This window comes from Halomonas sp. A40-4, assembly GCF_015767635.1.
Taxonomy (GTDB): domain Bacteria; phylum Pseudomonadota; class Gammaproteobacteria; order Pseudomonadales; family Halomonadaceae; genus Vreelandella; species Vreelandella janggokensis.
Genome location: NZ_CP065230.1, coordinates 2,116,923 through 2,132,855, shown reverse-complemented (window position 1 = coordinate 2,132,855; position 15,933 = coordinate 2,116,923). Strand labels below are relative to the sequence as shown.

12 protein-coding genes are annotated in these 15,933 nt (G+C 56.1%); 4 read left to right on the top strand and 8 right to left on the bottom strand.

Going from position 1 to position 15,933, the window contains the following annotated elements; genetic code table 11:
* The first annotated feature begins 29 nt into the window (after positions 1-29).
* From IT895_RS09985 to IT895_RS09970, 4 genes are all read left to right on the top strand, one after another.
* Positions 30-1,880, top strand: coding sequence for an SLC13 family permease (locus tag IT895_RS09985; RefSeq protein ID WP_199283365.1), 1,851 nt, complete (start codon positions 30-32; stop codon positions 1,878-1,880).
* A 169-nt stretch (positions 1,881-2,049) separates the two neighbouring features.
* On the top strand, positions 2,050-2,808 hold the full coding sequence (locus tag IT895_RS09980; protein WP_085918702.1) for a DeoR/GlpR family transcriptional regulator: 759 nt from the start codon (positions 2,050-2,052) through the stop codon (positions 2,806-2,808).
* Positions 2,809-2,930: 122 nt separating this feature from the next.
* Positions 2,931-4,418, top strand: coding sequence for a glycerol kinase GlpK (glpK, locus tag IT895_RS09975; RefSeq protein ID WP_085918701.1), 1,488 nt, complete (start codon positions 2,931-2,933; stop codon positions 4,416-4,418).
* Between the two features lie 542 nt (positions 4,419-4,960).
* Positions 4,961-5,185 (top strand): hypothetical protein, encoded by a 225-nt coding sequence (locus tag IT895_RS09970; protein ID WP_085918700.1) that lies wholly within the window; start codon positions 4,961-4,963, stop codon positions 5,183-5,185.
* A gap of 103 nt (positions 5,186-5,288) precedes the next feature.
* On the opposite strand, the gene IT895_RS09965 is transcribed toward IT895_RS09970, so the two are convergent.
* The 8 genes from IT895_RS09965 to IT895_RS09930 form a co-directional block, all read right to left on the bottom strand.
* A complete protein-coding gene (locus IT895_RS09965; RefSeq protein WP_199283364.1) occupies positions 5,289-6,938 on the bottom strand; it encodes a glycerol-3-phosphate dehydrogenase/oxidase in 1,650 nt (549 codons plus the stop codon).
* 131 nt (positions 6,939-7,069) lie between these two features.
* Positions 7,070-8,809, bottom strand: coding sequence for an ABC transporter substrate-binding protein (locus IT895_RS09960; RefSeq protein ID WP_085918698.1), 1,740 nt, complete (start codon positions 8,807-8,809; stop codon positions 7,070-7,072).
* A 73-nt stretch (positions 8,810-8,882) separates the two neighbouring features.
* Positions 8,883-9,155: a DUF2160 domain-containing protein gene (locus IT895_RS09955; RefSeq protein WP_085918697.1), complete on the bottom strand. Its 273-nt coding sequence runs from the start codon at positions 9,153-9,155 to the stop codon at positions 8,883-8,885.
* 11 nt (positions 9,156-9,166) lie between these two features.
* Positions 9,167-10,063 (bottom strand): carbohydrate ABC transporter permease, encoded by an 897-nt coding sequence (locus IT895_RS09950; protein WP_199283363.1) that lies wholly within the window; start codon positions 10,061-10,063, stop codon positions 9,167-9,169.
* Between the two features lies 1 nt (position 10,064).
* Positions 10,065-10,949, bottom strand: a complete 885-nt coding sequence (locus tag IT895_RS09945; RefSeq protein ID WP_176243663.1) for a carbohydrate ABC transporter permease — start codon at positions 10,947-10,949, stop codon at positions 10,065-10,067.
* Entirely contained in the window at positions 10,942-12,048 is a 1,107-nt protein-coding gene (locus tag IT895_RS09940) for an ABC transporter ATP-binding protein (RefSeq protein ID WP_085918694.1), read from the bottom strand. Before IT895_RS09940 ends, IT895_RS09945 begins: the two co-directional genes overlap by 8 nt.
* Positions 12,041-13,141 (bottom strand): ABC transporter ATP-binding protein, encoded by a 1,101-nt coding sequence (locus IT895_RS09935; protein WP_085918693.1) that lies wholly within the window; start codon positions 13,139-13,141, stop codon positions 12,041-12,043. The genes IT895_RS09940 and IT895_RS09935 overlap by 8 nt, the downstream gene beginning before the upstream one ends.
* A 201-nt stretch (positions 13,142-13,342) precedes the next feature.
* Positions 13,343-15,832: an acyl-CoA dehydrogenase gene (locus IT895_RS09930; protein ID WP_199283362.1), complete on the bottom strand. Its 2,490-nt coding sequence runs from the start codon at positions 15,830-15,832 to the stop codon at positions 13,343-13,345.
* Between the last annotated feature and the right edge of the window lie 101 nt (positions 15,833-15,933).

The following is a 15,933-nucleotide window of genomic DNA, read 5'->3' as shown; positions in this document are numbered from 1 at the left end:
CGGTGCTCTACAGGGAGGTGATTCAATATATGGCAATCGAGGACGTGGGGCTGGCGCCGAGCACGCTGGTGTTTTTAGTGCTGGGGTTAACATTGGCGGCCTTTGTATGGGGGCGGTTTCGCTATGATCTGGTCGCCCTTTCAGCGCTATTGGGTTCGGTCATGCTTGGCTTGGTGCCTGCCGAAGATGCCTTTATGGGGTTTGGCCACCCTGCCGTGATCACGGTTGCCGCCGTGCTGGTGCTGAGCAAAGGGTTCGAACGCTCAGGTCTGGTCGATATTATCGCCGACCAGATACTCAAGGTGGGTGATCGCTTGATACTCCAGTTGCTGGCGTTGGTGGGAACCGTCTTGGTACTCTCGGGCATCATGAACAATGTCGGGGCGCTGGCGCTGTTGTTGCCCGTCGCCATGCGTATGGCAAGGGAGCATGACACCTCTCCATCGCTATTGCTGATGCCACTGGCATTTGGCTCACTGCTGGGTGGGCTGATGACGCTTATCGGTACCCCGCCGAATATCATTATTTCCAGTTACCGGGGGAACGTATCCGGCGATACCTTCAGCATGTTCAGCTTTGCCCCTGTGGGAGGCGTCGTGGCGTTGGCCGGGTTGGCATTTATCGTATTGGTCGGCTGGCGACTAACGCCCAAGCGTAGCGGCCAGGCATCAGCCGCGGATATGTTTGACACTGCCAACTATCTGGTAGAGCTCAAGGTCAATGATGAATCCAAGGCCAAAGGGTTGACGTTGCAGCAGCTTCGCGACGAGCTTGAAGAGTCTATTCCGGTACTGGCAGTGGTGCGTGATGACAACCGCCAGGCAGGCTATTCGTTCCACGGTATGTTACAGGCAGGCGATATCCTGCTTTTGGAAGCCGGACCTGAAGAACTGAAACTGCTGGAAGACAAGGCAGGGCTGAGCGCCGTCGCCGAGCTTGAAGGGGATGACGAGGATGAGGAAGCCCGCGACCTGGCTGCAGAAGAAGCGTCGGATTCGCATCCGCCGGTGGATACCGAAGGGCTACAGCTGGTGGAAGTGGTGGTACGTAATGACTCCATGATGATCAATCGGAGTGTTCGTCAGTTGCGTCTCAATCACCAGTTTGGTTTGCATTTGGTGGCGGTGGCTAGGGATGGCGCCCGGTTAAAGCAGCGTCTGCGGGATATTCGCTTTCAGACCGGGGATATCCTGTTGTTACAGGGCGAGGAGAATGAAATTGCCGAAAGCCTGCCAGCGTTGGGTTGTTTACCGCTGGCTAACCGCAATTTAAGCCTTGGTCAGCCGCGCAAATTGCTGCTTTCGATGGCTATCTTTGCGGCTGCGATTGTTGCCATGCTGCTGGACGTATTGCCGGCTGCGGTGGCGTTGAGTAGTGCGGCACTGGTTTCGCTATTGATTGGTGTGCTGCCACTTCGGGAGGGCTATCAGGCGATCGACGGGCCTGTGATTGTTCTCTTGGGGGCCATGATTCCGGTCGGCGAGGCCCTGGAGACCAGCGGCGGGGCGGGTCTGATCGCCCAGGCGTTGCTGCAATGGGGAGCCGACTGGCCGGTGGTGGTTACCCTGGTGGGGCTGTTTATCCTTTCCATGCTGCTTTCCAATGTCATCAACAATGCGGCAGCGGCGCTGCTGATGGCGCCCATTGCCGTCAGCCTGGCCAGAGGGTTCGAGGTATCGCTCGATCCCTTCCTGATGGTGGTCGCTGTCAGTGCGTCCTGTGCCTTTCTGACCCCGATAGGCCATCAGTCCAATACGCTGGTGCTGGGGCCGGGGGGGTATCGGTTTGGCGATTACTGGAAGTTGGGTTTACCCCTGTCAGTCATCGTGCTGCTGGTGTCGATACCGATGATCCTGTGGGTATGGCCGCTGTCGACATAACGTTCGTCTTCGAGCATCAATAAGCGTTATTTGATAGAAATTTTGCTACGCTGCTATGTTTAAAAGAGAATGGTTTAAAAGTGAATGGTTTAAAAGTGAATGGTTTTTAAATAAATAGTTTTAAAGTAAATACGTTCTAAAACGAAAAAATAACGCCACGGGCTAGCTTATGAATCAACAGTTTCGTCAAGACGCGATCATCGAGCTGGTCCGCCAGCATGGATACATGAGCATCGAGCAGCTCACTGATCATTTTGCCGTAACGCCGCAGACCATTCGCCGAGATCTGAATACACTGGCGAACGATGGCCGCGTGAGGCGAGTTCATGGGGGCGTGGGGATTGAATCCAGCACCGTGAATACCGCCTACAGCACTCGTAAAACCCTGCATCTTGAAGAGAAAGAGCGGATCGCACGCTGCCTGGCTGACCATATTCCCAATGACGCGTCACTATTCATCAACATTGGTACCAGCAACGAGGTGATTGCTCAGGCGCTGCTCGATCATCAGGGGTTGGAGATTATTACCAATAACCTCAACGTCGCGGCGATTCTGCAGCACAAGGAAGATTTCACGGTGATCATCGCAGGGGGGCAGGTGCGTTCCCGGGATGGCGGGATTATTGGCGAGGCCACGATCGACTTTATCAATCAGTTCAAGGTCGATTACGGCATTATCGGTATCAGCGGCATCGACGAAGATGGCTCTTTGCTGGAATTCGACTATCAGGAAGTGCGCGTTGCCCAGGCCATTATTGCCAATTCACGGCGCGTTTATCTGGCGGCCGACTATTCAAAGTTTCACCGCAACCCGGTGGTACGCCAAGGCAATATTGCCCAGTTGGACGCACTGTTTACCGACCGTAAACCGCCTGAGGCCATTCAGCGCCTGCTGACCCAGCACGATGTCGCGTTGCACCTGGCCTGATCAGGTGAAGGCGGTTATGTTTTCATACTTGAGCATTGCTGGCGGCTGGCGTAGCCTTTGGTGATAATAATTCGAAAATAAATGTACAGAATCGAAACTACCAACAACAAAGTGAACGTGCCATGTCCTCCTATATACTTGCCATCGATCAAGGTACGACCAGTTCCCGTGCCATCCTGTTTGACCGTGAAGGTCAAGTAACTGCTGTCGCGCAGCAGGAATTTACCCAGCACTATCCCTACGACGGTTGGATCGAGCACGATCCTGAAGATATCTGGGACACTGTCGTTGCCACCTGCCAGGAAGTTGTCAAAAAGGCAGCTATCAAGCCAGAGCAAATTGCTGGCGTGGGGATCACCAATCAGCGCGAAACCACCATTGTGTGGGACAAGCGCACCGGAAAGCCGGTTTATAACGCCATTGTGTGGCAGGACCGGCGTACGTCGTCGCTCTGCGAACAGCTGCGCGATGGTGGCCATACCGAGCGTGTGCAGGCCAAGACCGGCCTGCTGATCGACCCGTACTTTTCCGCCACCAAGCTTGCATGGGTGCTGGACAACGTCGAAGGGACCCGAGCCCGGGCTGAGAAAGGCGAATTGCTCTTTGGTACCGTCGATAGCTTCCTGATCTGGCGATTGACCGGTGGTCACCATCACGTAACTGATGCCACCAATGCCTCGCGCACCGCCTTGTTCAATATCCACGAGCAGTGCTGGGACGACGAACTGCTCGACCTGTTCGATATCCCGGCAAGCTTGCTGCCTGAGGTGAAAGACTCGAGCGATGATTTTGGCACCATGGATGCCCGCTGGCTGGGTGTTGAGCTGCCGATTGCGGGTGTGGCGGGGGATCAACAGGCAGCGCTGGTCGGTCAGGCGTGCTTTCAGCCGGGCATGGGGAAGAGTACCTACGGGACCGGATGTTTCATGATCGTCAACACCGGAGACACACCGTCTCTGTCGCGCAACCGGTTGCTGACGACCATTGGGTATCGCCTGAACGGCAAGCCGACCTACGCCATGGAAGGCAGTATTTTTGTCGCCGGCGCCACGGTCCAGTGGCTGCGCGATGGGCTGAATTTATTTGCGGATGCGGCGGAGACCGAAGCCCTTGCCCGTAAAACCCGCCGCGGGCATAGCGTTTATCTAGTCCCTGCCTTTACTGGCCTGGGGGCACCGCACTGGGATCCGAAAGCCCGCGGGGCGATTTTTGGTCTGACCCGCGATACCGGGATTGCGGAAATTGTCGCCGCTGGTCTTCAGGCAGTCTGTTATCAGACGCGTGATCTTCAGCATTGCATGAATGACGATATGGAAGCCCCACCCGGCAACCTGCGTGTTGATGGCGGCATGGTCAAGAATAACTGGGTCATGCAGTTTCTGGCCGATATGCTGAACGTGCAAGTGGACCGCCCCACGATTCTGGAAACCACCGCTCTGGGCGCCGCCTACCTGGCCGGCCTGCGGTTAGGCTGGTATCAGACCCTGGACGAGATAGAGCAACTCTGGCGCTGCGAGCGAAGCTTTATACCGAGTATGGAGGAGGCGAACCGCGAACAACTGTACCAAGGATGGTTGGACGCGGTTTCCCGCGTGCGTTCAACGGATTAACCTATTCCCGCCAGAGGCCGCTATCGCCATGGCGGTGGTGATAGCGGCCTCATTTTATTAACCCATGGTCGACTGGCGTCGTTGGGTTGATGGCGTATACTGCCACCGCTTATCCAGGCCACCTCGGGTAAGTTTCCCGACGTTATCAATGCGTTCCCTGCGTACTGTCCCTCCATCGTGAAATTCTATGACACCTTTCGGGGTTATTCGACGCTTATGTAGTCGAGCTACAACGCTGCCTGCGGCCAATGACGCATTGTGAGCTTTACGGCAGTGCACCATAGTGAAGTCATGGATCAGGGCGGTGTTTCGTTATCCCGATTGACCCCTTCTGACCACTGCTACATTTGATGCGCTTTTGAATTACCCGGGCGCTTGAAGCGAAGGTCTTGTAACGCTTGTGACCTTATCGCAGTCACCGAACTGGACACTTATCCGGTCCAGCATGAGTAGCAACGTCACCATTCGTCATTAACAAGATGGCTGCTTAACGATTAACGACAATAGTAAGCAGCGGATGACCATACCATGAGGGTTGAACCATGAACTGCATCGAATTAAGCCAACAAGCCGACCGAATCGCGAATACGTTCAGCAAGCAAGACCTGGCCAAGCTGGTAGTAGCGCTAAAAGGCCAGCGGGAGTCGCTTCAGCACGCGGTTGAAGTCATCGACACCATTGATAGCCGTATGGGGTACACCATTGAAGAGGCGTGGGACGAGGTGCTGGCAGGGGATTCCCAGCTGCTGGTTGAAAACGAAGAATAGCGACTAAAGATTAGGTTCTGACGCTCTTCACTTTCCTCTATCCCCCTGGCGGCCACCGTGAGGGGGATTTTATTTGCCACTGCGCTCCCATTGCCGCCACTTTCTAGGAGGGAACTTCCTGTTTGGGTGTATAGGGTTGGGCGGTATCCCGGTTCTGGGCGAAATACGCCTCAAAACGCTCTTCGGCTTGCTCGCCAAATAGAACACGGCAGGCTTCTTTCAACCCCTTGGAGTGGCGCAGTTGCTCGTGGTGCACTACAAGCGATACTTTGGCTCGGCGGCGCAGGAAATCCTCAAGCTGGGTGATCATCTCATGGTCGCGGGCATGTTCAAGCTCGCAGCGAATGTATTCCGTGCCCTCGATCAGAATGTCGGCTTCTGCCGGGTCCTGGCGGATTTTTTCGAGCATGGGCATCGCCTGTTCGGCATAACGTCGCCAAAGGCGTGATGAGAGAGGCTCTGAGGATGTCGCCGCTGTCATGGCGTCCAGGTTCATGCGCTTGGCATGATCCATGAACTGTTGTTTCACGGCATTGGGGGGCTCGCCATACCAGCGGAAGCCCTGGTCGGGTAGTTCGACCCCAAGCTTTGCGACGGCTTCAGCGATTTCATCGCCCACGTTCAGGCAGTCGGTCAACTTGCCGCCAAAAATACTGATGTGTGCGCTATCCTGATTGGTATCGATCACATGCTTGCGGGATAGCTGGAGAAAGTCGCGGTCGTTGCCTTGATCCGCCTTGATGGCCAAGGGACGCACGCCACAGCGGGTCGAGATGATATCGGCCTGACCCAGTGGCTTGTCGAGGGTCAGGCGCTTGTTGATGTTTTCCAGCACGAAGTCAATGTCGTCACCGGTAACATCCACCTCGGGGTGTTCCATGTGCGTATCGGTGGTCCCGATACAGGTGCGGTTGCCCATGGGAATGACAAAGAACAGCCGCCCGTCGTCGGCGAAGAAGGCCAGCACGCGCTGGGAATCCGTCAACTGGGGCACGATCAGGTGAATACCCTTGGAGTACAGGTGTTGGTGGGTGGTCTTTTGCCCGGTCAGGGTGTTGTGCTGGTCAACCCAGGGGCCTGCTGCATTAATCAGCACCTTGGCGCGGATATCGAAGGTTTGGCCGTCCATCACGTTACGCGCCTTGGTGACCCAGACATTCCCTTCACGCTCGGCACCCAGTGACTCAACATAATTGGCGGCAGTTGCCCCATGATTGAGTGCATGACGAACGAAATTGAAGACAAAACGGGCATCGTTGTCGTGCAGGTAGGCATCCGAATATTCAAAGCCGCCGACGGAGTCATCGACATCGATAATCGGTTCTTCCTGCTTGATATTCTTGGGGGACAGCAAGCGGGGTCGCCGGGTAAATCCATTGCCCATCAGCCAGTAGAGCCAGGTGCCAATCCACAAGTAACGCGGTGAATGGCGAAACCCCCGGGTGATGTTGGTCAGAAAACGAATTTCCTGAACAGTGGATGGGTAACTTTTAATTAAATGATTACGACTCTTGCAAAGCTTTCGAACCAATGCAAAGTCTTTGCTTTCCATATATTTGATGCCTCCCCAAACGAGATTTGAGGAGTGCATGCTGGTGCTGCCAGCGAAGTCGCCACGATCGATCAAGGCAACCCGGGCGCCTTTACCTGACAGCGCCGCAGCGGTGGCGGCACCATTGATGCCACCACCAATGATCAGTACATCGAATTCATCGGAATGTAGTTTCTCGATATTACGGTTACGCAGTTTCATAGCGGATCCAAATTAACAAAGAAAGCCCCGTTCACGGTGCTGTATGGGCGACCGCGCTGTTGGTAAGTGTCGATAGAGGGTGCCGCCGATGAAGCCGGAAAGGGCGGGCCGTGGGGCCCGCCCAGCCGGTATTAGCGCGTCCCGGCCGACATCCATTCTTCCATCATTTCGTCGTAAGGCACGGTGGTGCCTTGTGGCATTTCGTCATCCAGCTTGGCTTTCGGCGCGCCATCCTGGTCCAGCCAGTATTGCGGGTCACGCTCTTCGTTCAGCACGGGGGCGTAGCTGTCGAAGACATCGGCACGGGCAAGACGGTGCATGGTGCTATCCATATCCGCCGCCAGTGCATCGAGGCCTTCCTGTGGCGATACATCTCCGCTCATGACCGGTGCAAGGTTTTGCCACCATAGGGGCGCCATGCGGGGATAATCGGGGACGTTGGTGCCCGTTGGGGTCCAGTTGGACTCGTTGGGGCTGCGGTAGAATTCAACCAACCCGCCGAGCTTGGGTGCCATTTCGGTCATCTGCTCAGAGAAGATGTCGGACTCGCGGATCGGCGTCAGGCCGTGCATCAACTTCTCAAGCGATACCGTCTTGGAAACGGTGAACTGACCAAACAGCCACGCCGCTGTGCGACGGTCTTCGGGGGTGGAGTCAAAGAACGTCCAGGCGCCTACGTCCTGATAGCCAACCTTCATGCCTTCTTCCCAATACGGGCCGGTGGGCGAGGGGGCCATGCGCCATAGCGGATTGCCTTCGTCATCGGTCACGGCGACATCGGGGTCGGTCATGTCGGCCGTGAAGGCGGTGTACCAGAAAATCTGCTGGGCAATATGGCCTTGAGCAGGCACCGGACCCGCTTCACCGAAGGTCATGCCTTGGGCTTCGGGTGGAGCGAAGTCGCGGAGCCAGTCAACGGCCTTTTGCATGGCAAAGACGGAGGCGGGAGAGTTGGTCGCACCGCCACGGCTAACGCTGGCCCCCACCGGCTGGCTGTCTTCGTTGACACGAATACCCCAGTCATCTACCGGGTTGCCGGAAGGAACGCCAGGACTGCCCATACCTGCCATGGAGAGCCAGGAGTCGTGGAAACGCCAGCCTAGTGAGGGGTCGCGGCGACCGTAATCCATGTGACCATAGATCTCTTTGCCGTCGAGCTCGCCAACATGGTCGGTGAAGAATTCGGCGATATCCTCATAGGCGGTCCAGTTGGTGGGTACGCCCAGGTCGTAGCCGTAAATATCCCGGAACTGCTCCTGCAGGTCTTCGCGCTGGAACCAGTCGTAGCGGAACCAGTAAAGGTTGGCGAACTGCTGGGTTGGCAATTGATAGATGCTGCCATCTGGCCCGGTGCCGTACTGCAGCCCGATGAAGTCGTCCAGATCCAGCGTGGGTAGCGTGTAGTCGGCCCATTCGTTTTCCATCGCCTCGGAGAGGTTGATGGTGGTGCCATAGCGGATGTGGGTACCGATGGCATCGGTATCGTTGACGAAACCATCGTAGATGCTGTTACCCGACTGCATCTGGTTTTGCATGGTGTCGACAACATCGCCTTCGCCAATGATGTTGTGAGTGACGTTGATACCGGTTAGCTCACTGAACGCTTCAGCAAGTACTTCGCTTTCATAGACGTGGGTGGTTAACCCCTCCGCAACGGTCTGGATATCCATGTCGCGAAATGGTTCGGCCGCTTTGGCAAACCACATCAGTTCTTCGATCTGTTCCTCGCGGCTCAGGGTCGAGTTTTGGAAATGCTCGTCGACCAGCCGCTCGGCCACCGCCCGCGCATCGTGGTCGTCTGCGGCTAGCGAACCGGATGCTAGCAGCAGGCTGGCGGCGAGGGTGGTAAGTTTGAAATTGTTATGTCGCATATAGACCTCGTTGTGTTGTGATCTTCCCTAATGGCGAATCCGTCCATGAGACCGCTTTTGGTTCTCGCACCGGTTACCCCCAGCGCATCAGCACCAACAGCCAGACCAGCGAAGCTGCCAGTGCTAACCAAATCGATAATGAGGTAAAGCCAATCACGCCAAGATGAATAAACGCAGCAGACAGAAGGCCAACAAACAGCCGGTCTCCGCGTGTGGTCGTGATGGGTAGAAAGCCCTTACGCTCTATGGTGGGCGAGACAATTTCCCAGACCGTCATCCCCGCCAACATGGCGGCAATGGCGGAAAAGAAAATAGCGGTGGGCACCGTCCATACCATCCAAGACATACATCACCTCCTTAGGTACGACCCAGGGCAAAGCCCTTGGCGATATGGTTGCGGACAAAGTAGACCACCAGAATGCCTGGCAAGATGGTCAGCACACCGGCTGCGGCGAGCGTGCCCCAGTCAATCCCCGACGCGGTGGACGTGCGCGTCATGATCATGCCAATGGGCTGTGCCTCGGTGGCCGTCAGCGTTCTGGCCAGGAGCAGCTCAACCCACGAGAACATGAACAGGAAGAACAGCGTGACGCCGATACCCGAGCGAATCATCGGGATAAAAATCTTGATGAAAAAGCGTGGAAAGCTGTAACCGTCGATGTAGGCGGTTTCGTCGATCTCCTTGGGAACGCTGCTCATGAAGCCTTCAAGAATCCAGATGGCCAGTGGAATATTGAAGAGGCAGTGCGCCAGCGCCACGGCAATGTGCGTGTCGAAGAGACCGACCGAATAATAAAGCTGGAAGTAGGGCAGCAGGAATACAGCGGGCGGCGCCATGAGGTTGGTCAGCAGCCAGAAGAACAGGTGCTTATCGCCAATGAAGCTGTAGCGGCTGAAGGCATACGCAGCCGGTAGTGCCACACAGATGGTGATCAGCATGTTCATCAGTACATAGGCAATCGAGTTGACATAGCCCATGTACCAGCTTGAGTCGGTAAAGATACCGATATAGTTGTCAAAGGTAAGGTTCTCCGGCCACATGGTCATGGAGCCCAGTATTTCGCTGTTGGTTTGCAGCGACATGTTCAGCAGCCAATAGATGGGCAGAATCATCAAGAGCAGATAGACGCCCAGCAACAGGCGCGAGCGCAGCTTGGTTCTGGCGTTGCGCTTGCGGCGTTGTGCGGGTGTGGTGCGGCTGAAAATGGTGTTGTATTTTTCACCCTGCTGGGTGTTTTCCAGTTGGTAGCTCATATCAGGCTCCTCCCTGGGAATGCTTGTCTTTCTGCATGTTCATAATGGCGGTGTAGAACACCCAGCTCACCAGCAGGATGACCAGGAAGTAGATAATCGAGAAAGCAGCGGAGGGTCCCAAGTCCTGCTGACCCACCGCCATGGTGGTCAATGATTGACTCAGGAAGGTCGTTGAGCTGCCAGGCCCGCCACCGGTCAGTACAAAGGGCTCGGCGTAAATCATGAACGAGTGCATGAAGCGCAGCAGCACGGCAATGACCAGCACATTGGTCAGCTTGGGCAACTGAATGTAGCGAAATACCGCCCATTTTGAGGCACGGTCAATGCGCGCCGCCTGATAGTAGGCTTCGGGGATGGAGCGCAGGCCGCTGTAGCAAAGCATGGCGACCAGCGGGGTCCAGTGCCAAACGTCCATCAGGATGATCGTCACCCAGGCATCGGCGGCGTTACGGGTAATGTTGTACTCGATGCCCAACTGGCGAAGTCCCCAACCCATCAGGCCGATATCACCGCGTGTGAAAATCTGCCAGATACTGCCCACTACGTTCCAGGGGATCAGCAGGGGCAGAGTAATCAGGATCAGCACTGCCGATGCTTGCCAACCACGTTTGGGCATGATCAACGCAATGCCGATTCCCAGAGGGATCTGGATGGCAAGAATGGTGAGCGAGAATATTATCTGGCGTAGAAAAGCCGCTTGCAGGGCCGGGTCGTTGAGCATGGTTTCGAACCACTCGGTGCCGGTAAAGAAGCGGGCGTTAGCGCCAAGCACGTCTTGCACCGAGTAGTTGACGACGGTCATCAGCGGCACGATCGCGGAAAACGCGACCAGGACAAGCATTGGCAGTACCAATAGCCAGGCGCGGTTGTTATAGACTTTATTCATGATCTACCTCGACTCGGTATTCATCGACGTAAAGGCTCAGTTTGTCGTCGGGAAAACGGATATAGACGGTGTCACCCAGGGCAGGATGGTCTTCGGGCAGCCTGGCTTTAAATGTTTGCTGATTGAACGAGAAGGTGAGAATGGCGTAGGTGCCAAGGTCCTGCAGGTTCTCTTTTTGCACGGCAATCGTGTCGGGTGCGGCGCTTGCGTGAACGTCGATGAATTCCGGGCGAATGCCGAGCTTGAGGTTGTCGCTCTCGGTCTTTTTAAGCGTGGCCAGATAAGCATTGCTTAACGGCAGTGGCTGGTCGCCGAAGTAGGCCGTATTTTGTGCCTCATCGTAGCGAAGCTCGAAAAAATTCATGCCTGGACTACCGATGAAATAACCCACGAAAGTATGCGCGGGTGTTTCGAACAGTTCCCGTGGCGTACCGAACTGCACCACCTGGCCTTCGTACATCACGGCAATCTTGTCAGCGAAGGTCGAGGCTTCAAGCTGGTCGTGAGTGACGTAGATCATGGTGATGTTAAACCGCTCGTGGATTTCCTTGAGCTTGCGGCGCAGCTTCCACTTCAACTGCGGGTCGATGACGGTAAGCGGCTCATCAAACAGAATGGCGGTAACGTCGTCGCGGACCAGACCGCGCCCCATGGAGACCTTCTGTTTTTCATCGGCGGTCAGGTTTTTGGCTTTGCGCGATAACAGCGGTGTCAGCTCAAGGATGTCGGCGACTTCCAGTACCTTGGGTTTAACCCGGTACTCGGGGGTGTTCATGTTGCGCAGCGGGAAGGCGAGATTATCGAACACCGTCATGGTGTCGTAGATCACCGGGAACTGGAACACCTGGGCGATGTTGCGCTCTTCCGGTGGCAGTTCGTTGACCCGGTGGCCATCGAAGAGTACATCGCCTTCGGTAGGCGCCAGTAGCCCTGAAATAATATTCAGAAGGGTTGATTTGCCGCATCCGGACGGTCCCAGCAAGGCATAAGCGCCGCCTTGATGCCATACGTGTTCCATATGGCGGATGGCGTAATCCTCGGCCGATTGCGGGTTGGCGCTGTATGTGTGCGCGAGTGTTTTAAGCACGATCTCAGCCATGCGCGGCGCCCTCCGTCTGAGCCAACGGGGTATGCACAATGTGGCCCTGCTGGTCGAAAACAAACAGTTTATGAATGGGGAAATAAACCTTGATGGGCTGATTGACCTTCAATTCGTGTATTCCCAGGAGATGCAATACCAGTGGGAAGTGCGCATGACGCGCATGAAGAAAAGTTTCGGACCCACTGATTTCGGCAACATCCACGGTGACCGGCAGTTCCAGATCATCCGCGGCTTGTGGTGTAAGGCTCAAATGCGAGGCGCGAACCCCGAACTGGTAGTCACCAGGAGGCAGCTTTCGCAAGGCATCGTCGCAGGTAAAGTGAGTGTCGTTATCGAAGGTGATGTCGTTGTCGGTGAGCCGACCCGGCACGATATTGATCGGCGGCTCAGAAAACATCTCGGCGCTGAGAATGCCGTTGGGTTGCCGGTAGATTTGATCGGTGGGGCCGTACTGCAGCAGCTTACCTTCGTGAAGGATGGCTGTGTTGCCGCCGAGTGCAAGAGCCTCATTAGGCTCAGTGGTGGCGTACACGGCAATACAGTTACGCACTTTGAACAAGTCGCGCAGCTCGTCGCGCAGTTCCTCACGGAGTTTATAGTCCAGGTTGACCAGCGGCTCGTCGAAGAGAATGACATCGGCGTCTTTTACCAGAGCGCGGCCCATGGCGGTGCGCTGTTGCTGGCCACCGGACAACTCCAGAGGATAGCGGTCAAGCAGATGCTCGATATGCAGCATCTCAGCAATTTCGCCGACGCGCTTGTTAATTTCGCTTTTTGGCTGTTTGGCGAGTTTAAGCGGCGAGGCAATATTGTCGTAGACGGTCAAACTGGGATAATTGATGAACTGCTGATATACCATCGATACGTTACGGTGGCGTACCGGTACTCCGGTGACGTCCTTGCCGTCCATCAGAATCCGACCTTGGGTAGGTGGCTCAAGGCCGGCCATCAAGCGCATCAGTGTGGTCTTGCCTGCGAGTGTTCTGCCCAATAGCACATTGAAGGAGCCCGGCTCGAGTGCTAGGTCAACGTCGCTAATATAGGGAACACCGCCTACGGTATGGGCGATATTTTGCAAATGTAGTGACATGCGAATCTCGCTAGCGTCGTTGTTATTGGAGAATATCTAGCTTTCGTTTACGAAATCCTAGTTGATCGTTTTCGAACCTGCAATGCCTTTATCTGCTTTCGTTTGCAGTTTTTGGATGAAAAATCGAAAATTAAACGAAAGTCTAGGGTCAAAAAAAACCGGCCTCAGGGAGGCCGGTTGAAGGTTGGTGCGAGCGAGTGGCTATTTAATGCTGTCTGCCGTCTCAGATGCTTGTGTCGACTGCGGCTTGGCATTGTGATCAATCAGCGTCGACTTGTCGGTAGCAAAGGTTTCGTAAGGGAAATCGTCTACAGTGAGCATTTCCAATACCTCAGCTTCGAATTCACGCATGAACTGGGCGTCTTCTTCGCTAATTAGACGGCCTTCCAATGCCGCTTCCACCCGTGCTTCAGGATGCAGTGCCGTCTGCGGCAGTTCACCCTTGGCATAGGCTTTGTTGACCGTGCGATAGATTGCCTCAGCACGCTCGTAGTCCACCAGCAGCGCGTTATAGCGGGCGAGCGGGTTGCGCTGTTCGCCGTCGTCGGCGTCCCAGGTATTGTGCAACAGCTTGGTACGCAATGCGCTGTGGGTGGAGACGCGCTTGGCGATATCCCGCGCATCGTCATCGTGGGGCTTGTCCCAGCGGCGACCGGTCGGCATGACGATCACTTTCAGCGTCTTGCCCAGCGCCCGGTTGGGCAGGTTATCGAAAATCTCGACAAAGGCCTGTTCAGCCCGCTGGAGCAGGAAACGACAGCTGTAATGCAGCAGGGCTTCTTCGCCTTCCACCTTGTCACCCGCTTGCCATTGCTTGAGTACCATCGAGGCCAGGTAGAGGTTGGAAAGCACATCGCCAAGACGGGCGGAGAGCATTTCACGTTTCTTCAAGGCCGATCCGAGGCTTGCCATGGCCGCATCGGCGCACAGTCCGAAGCCTGCCGAGAGGCGGGCGATGTCCTGGGCGTAGGCGGCCGCCGGGCCGTCGAACGGCACATTGGGTTTGCCGATGCCGAAGCCCAGGGTGAAGGCGCGGGCCGCGTTGCCAAAGATGAGTCCCGCATGGCTGAAGAACGCCTTGTCGAATGCCTTGATATCGTTGGCGTCTTTCGCGGCTAGCTCCTCAAGCACATAGGGATGGCAGCGGATAGCTCCCTGACCGAAGATCATCAGGTTGCGGGTCATGATGTTGGCGCCTTCCACGGTGATCGCCACCGGATTGGCGCTGTAGCCAATACCCAGGTAGTTGCGTGGGCCCAGAGTGACCGCCTTACCGCCATGTACATCCATGGCATCGGCAAGAATATCGCGCTGGAATTCGGTCAGTTGGCTTTTCAGAATCGCCGAGGGGACGGCGGGCTTTTCGCCATGGTCGATCAGGTTGGCGGTTTGATAGACCGTTGCCTGGGCGATGTACCCGAGGGCTGCCATGCGCGCCAGAGGTTCCTGCACGCCTTCCATTTCCGCCACGGGCACGTTGAACTGACGGCGCACGCGGGTGAAGCCGCCGCTCCAGCCCAACGCATAGCGCGCCGTGCCGGTGGCGCCTGAGGGAAGCGTAATACAACGGCCGATGGAGAGACACTCGACCAGCATGCGCCAACCCTGGCCGATCATGTCGGGGCCGCCGATGATCGTATCCAGCGGGACAAAAACGTCCTTACCCTTGATCGGACCATTCATAAACGGGCTGCCGATCGGATGGTGGCGACGACCAATCTCCATACCGTCGGTATCGCGGGGAATCAACGCCAGGGTAATGCCGCGGTCTTCTTCATCGCCGAGCAGGTTCTCGGGATCAAACAGCCTGAAGGCAAGACCGACAACGGTGGCAATGGGCGCCAGGGTGATCCAGCGCTTTTCAAAGTTGAGCCGCAGGCCGAGGACTTCTTCACCGTTGACCATTTGCTTGCACACGACGCCGGTGTCCGGCAGCGAGGTAGCGTCTGAACCGGCACGCGGGCCCGTCAGGCCAAAGCAGGGAATCTCACGGCCATCGGACAGGCGCGGCAGGTAGTGATCTTTCTGCTCCTGAGTACCATATTTGAGCAGTAGCTCGCCTGGGCCCAACGAGTTGGGCACACCGACGGTAACCATCAGCGTTTCATTGGCGGAGAGCTTTTGCAGCACCATGGACTGGGCCTTGGCCGAGAAGCCCAGGCCGCCGTACTCCTTCGGAATGATCATGCCGAAGAAGCCTTCTTTTTTCAGGTAATCCCACAGTTGCTGGGGAAGGTCCGCGCGCTCAATGGCGATATCCCAGGCATTACACATGCCGGCGGCTTTTGCGCACTGGTTGTCGAGAAAGGCTTGCTCGTCTTCACGCAGGCCGTCGTCTTTAAAGTTGAGCAGCTTGTTCCATTGGGGCTTGCCGGAAAACAGCTCGCCATCCCAGGAGACAGTGCCCGCTTCCAACGCAGTGCGCTCTGTGTCAGAGACTTTGGGCGCGACTTTCTTGAACATTGCAAACAGCCGCGGGGTAAGCCACTGGCGGCGTAGCGCAGGAAGCCCGGCAATGGCCACAGCGGCGGCGCCCAGCAGTAAGAGCACGCCAATGACGGCGGCATCGAACACCAGGCCAACAAGACCCAGCACGGCAAGCACGACCAGGGCGGCGGTTGCACCGGCTTCGCGGCGCATCACCGCGAGCAGGCCAACAGCCGCCAGCACGATCAGTAGTAGGGTGAGCATAGTGCCTCTCCATATGTTGAGGGATAGTGTTGAAGGATACGATATGGTTAATAATGCACAGATTTAAACAGATGTTTGAATATTGGCAGACCTGCGCCACC

What these genes read in the sequence shown, in the direction of transcription:
- IT895_RS09955 (WP_085918697.1), bottom strand. Translation starts at nt 9,155, where the DNA reads ATGTCTTGGATGGTATGGACGGTGCCCACCGCTATTTTCTTTTCCGCC.
- IT895_RS09950 (WP_199283363.1), bottom strand. Translation starts at nt 10,063, where the DNA reads ATGAGCTACCAACTGGAAAACACCCAGCAGGGTGAAAAATACAACACC.
- IT895_RS09970 (WP_085918700.1), top strand. Translation starts at nt 4,961, where the DNA reads ATGAACTGCATCGAATTAAGCCAACAAGCCGACCGAATCGCGAATACG.
- IT895_RS09930 (WP_199283362.1), bottom strand. Translation starts at nt 15,832, where the DNA reads ATGCTCACCCTACTACTGATCGTGCTGGCGGCTGTTGGCCTGCTCGCG.
- IT895_RS09985 (WP_199283365.1), top strand. Translation starts at nt 30, where the DNA reads ATGGCAATCGAGGACGTGGGGCTGGCGCCGAGCACGCTGGTGTTTTTA.
- IT895_RS09945 (WP_176243663.1), bottom strand. Translation starts at nt 10,949, where the DNA reads ATGAATAAAGTCTATAACAACCGCGCCTGGCTATTGGTACTGCCAATG.
- IT895_RS09960 (WP_085918698.1), bottom strand. Translation starts at nt 8,809, where the DNA reads ATGCGACATAACAATTTCAAACTTACCACCCTCGCCGCCAGCCTGCTG.
- IT895_RS09935 (WP_085918693.1), bottom strand. Translation starts at nt 13,141, where the DNA reads ATGTCACTACATTTGCAAAATATCGCCCATACCGTAGGCGGTGTTCCC.
- IT895_RS09980 (WP_085918702.1), top strand. Translation starts at nt 2,050, where the DNA reads ATGAATCAACAGTTTCGTCAAGACGCGATCATCGAGCTGGTCCGCCAG.
- IT895_RS09965 (WP_199283364.1), bottom strand. Translation starts at nt 6,938, where the DNA reads ATGAAACTGCGTAACCGTAATATCGAGAAACTACATTCCGATGAATTC.
- glpK (WP_085918701.1), top strand. Translation starts at nt 2,931, where the DNA reads ATGTCCTCCTATATACTTGCCATCGATCAAGGTACGACCAGTTCCCGT.
- IT895_RS09940 (WP_085918694.1), bottom strand. Translation starts at nt 12,048, where the DNA reads ATGGCTGAGATCGTGCTTAAAACACTCGCGCACACATACAGCGCCAAC.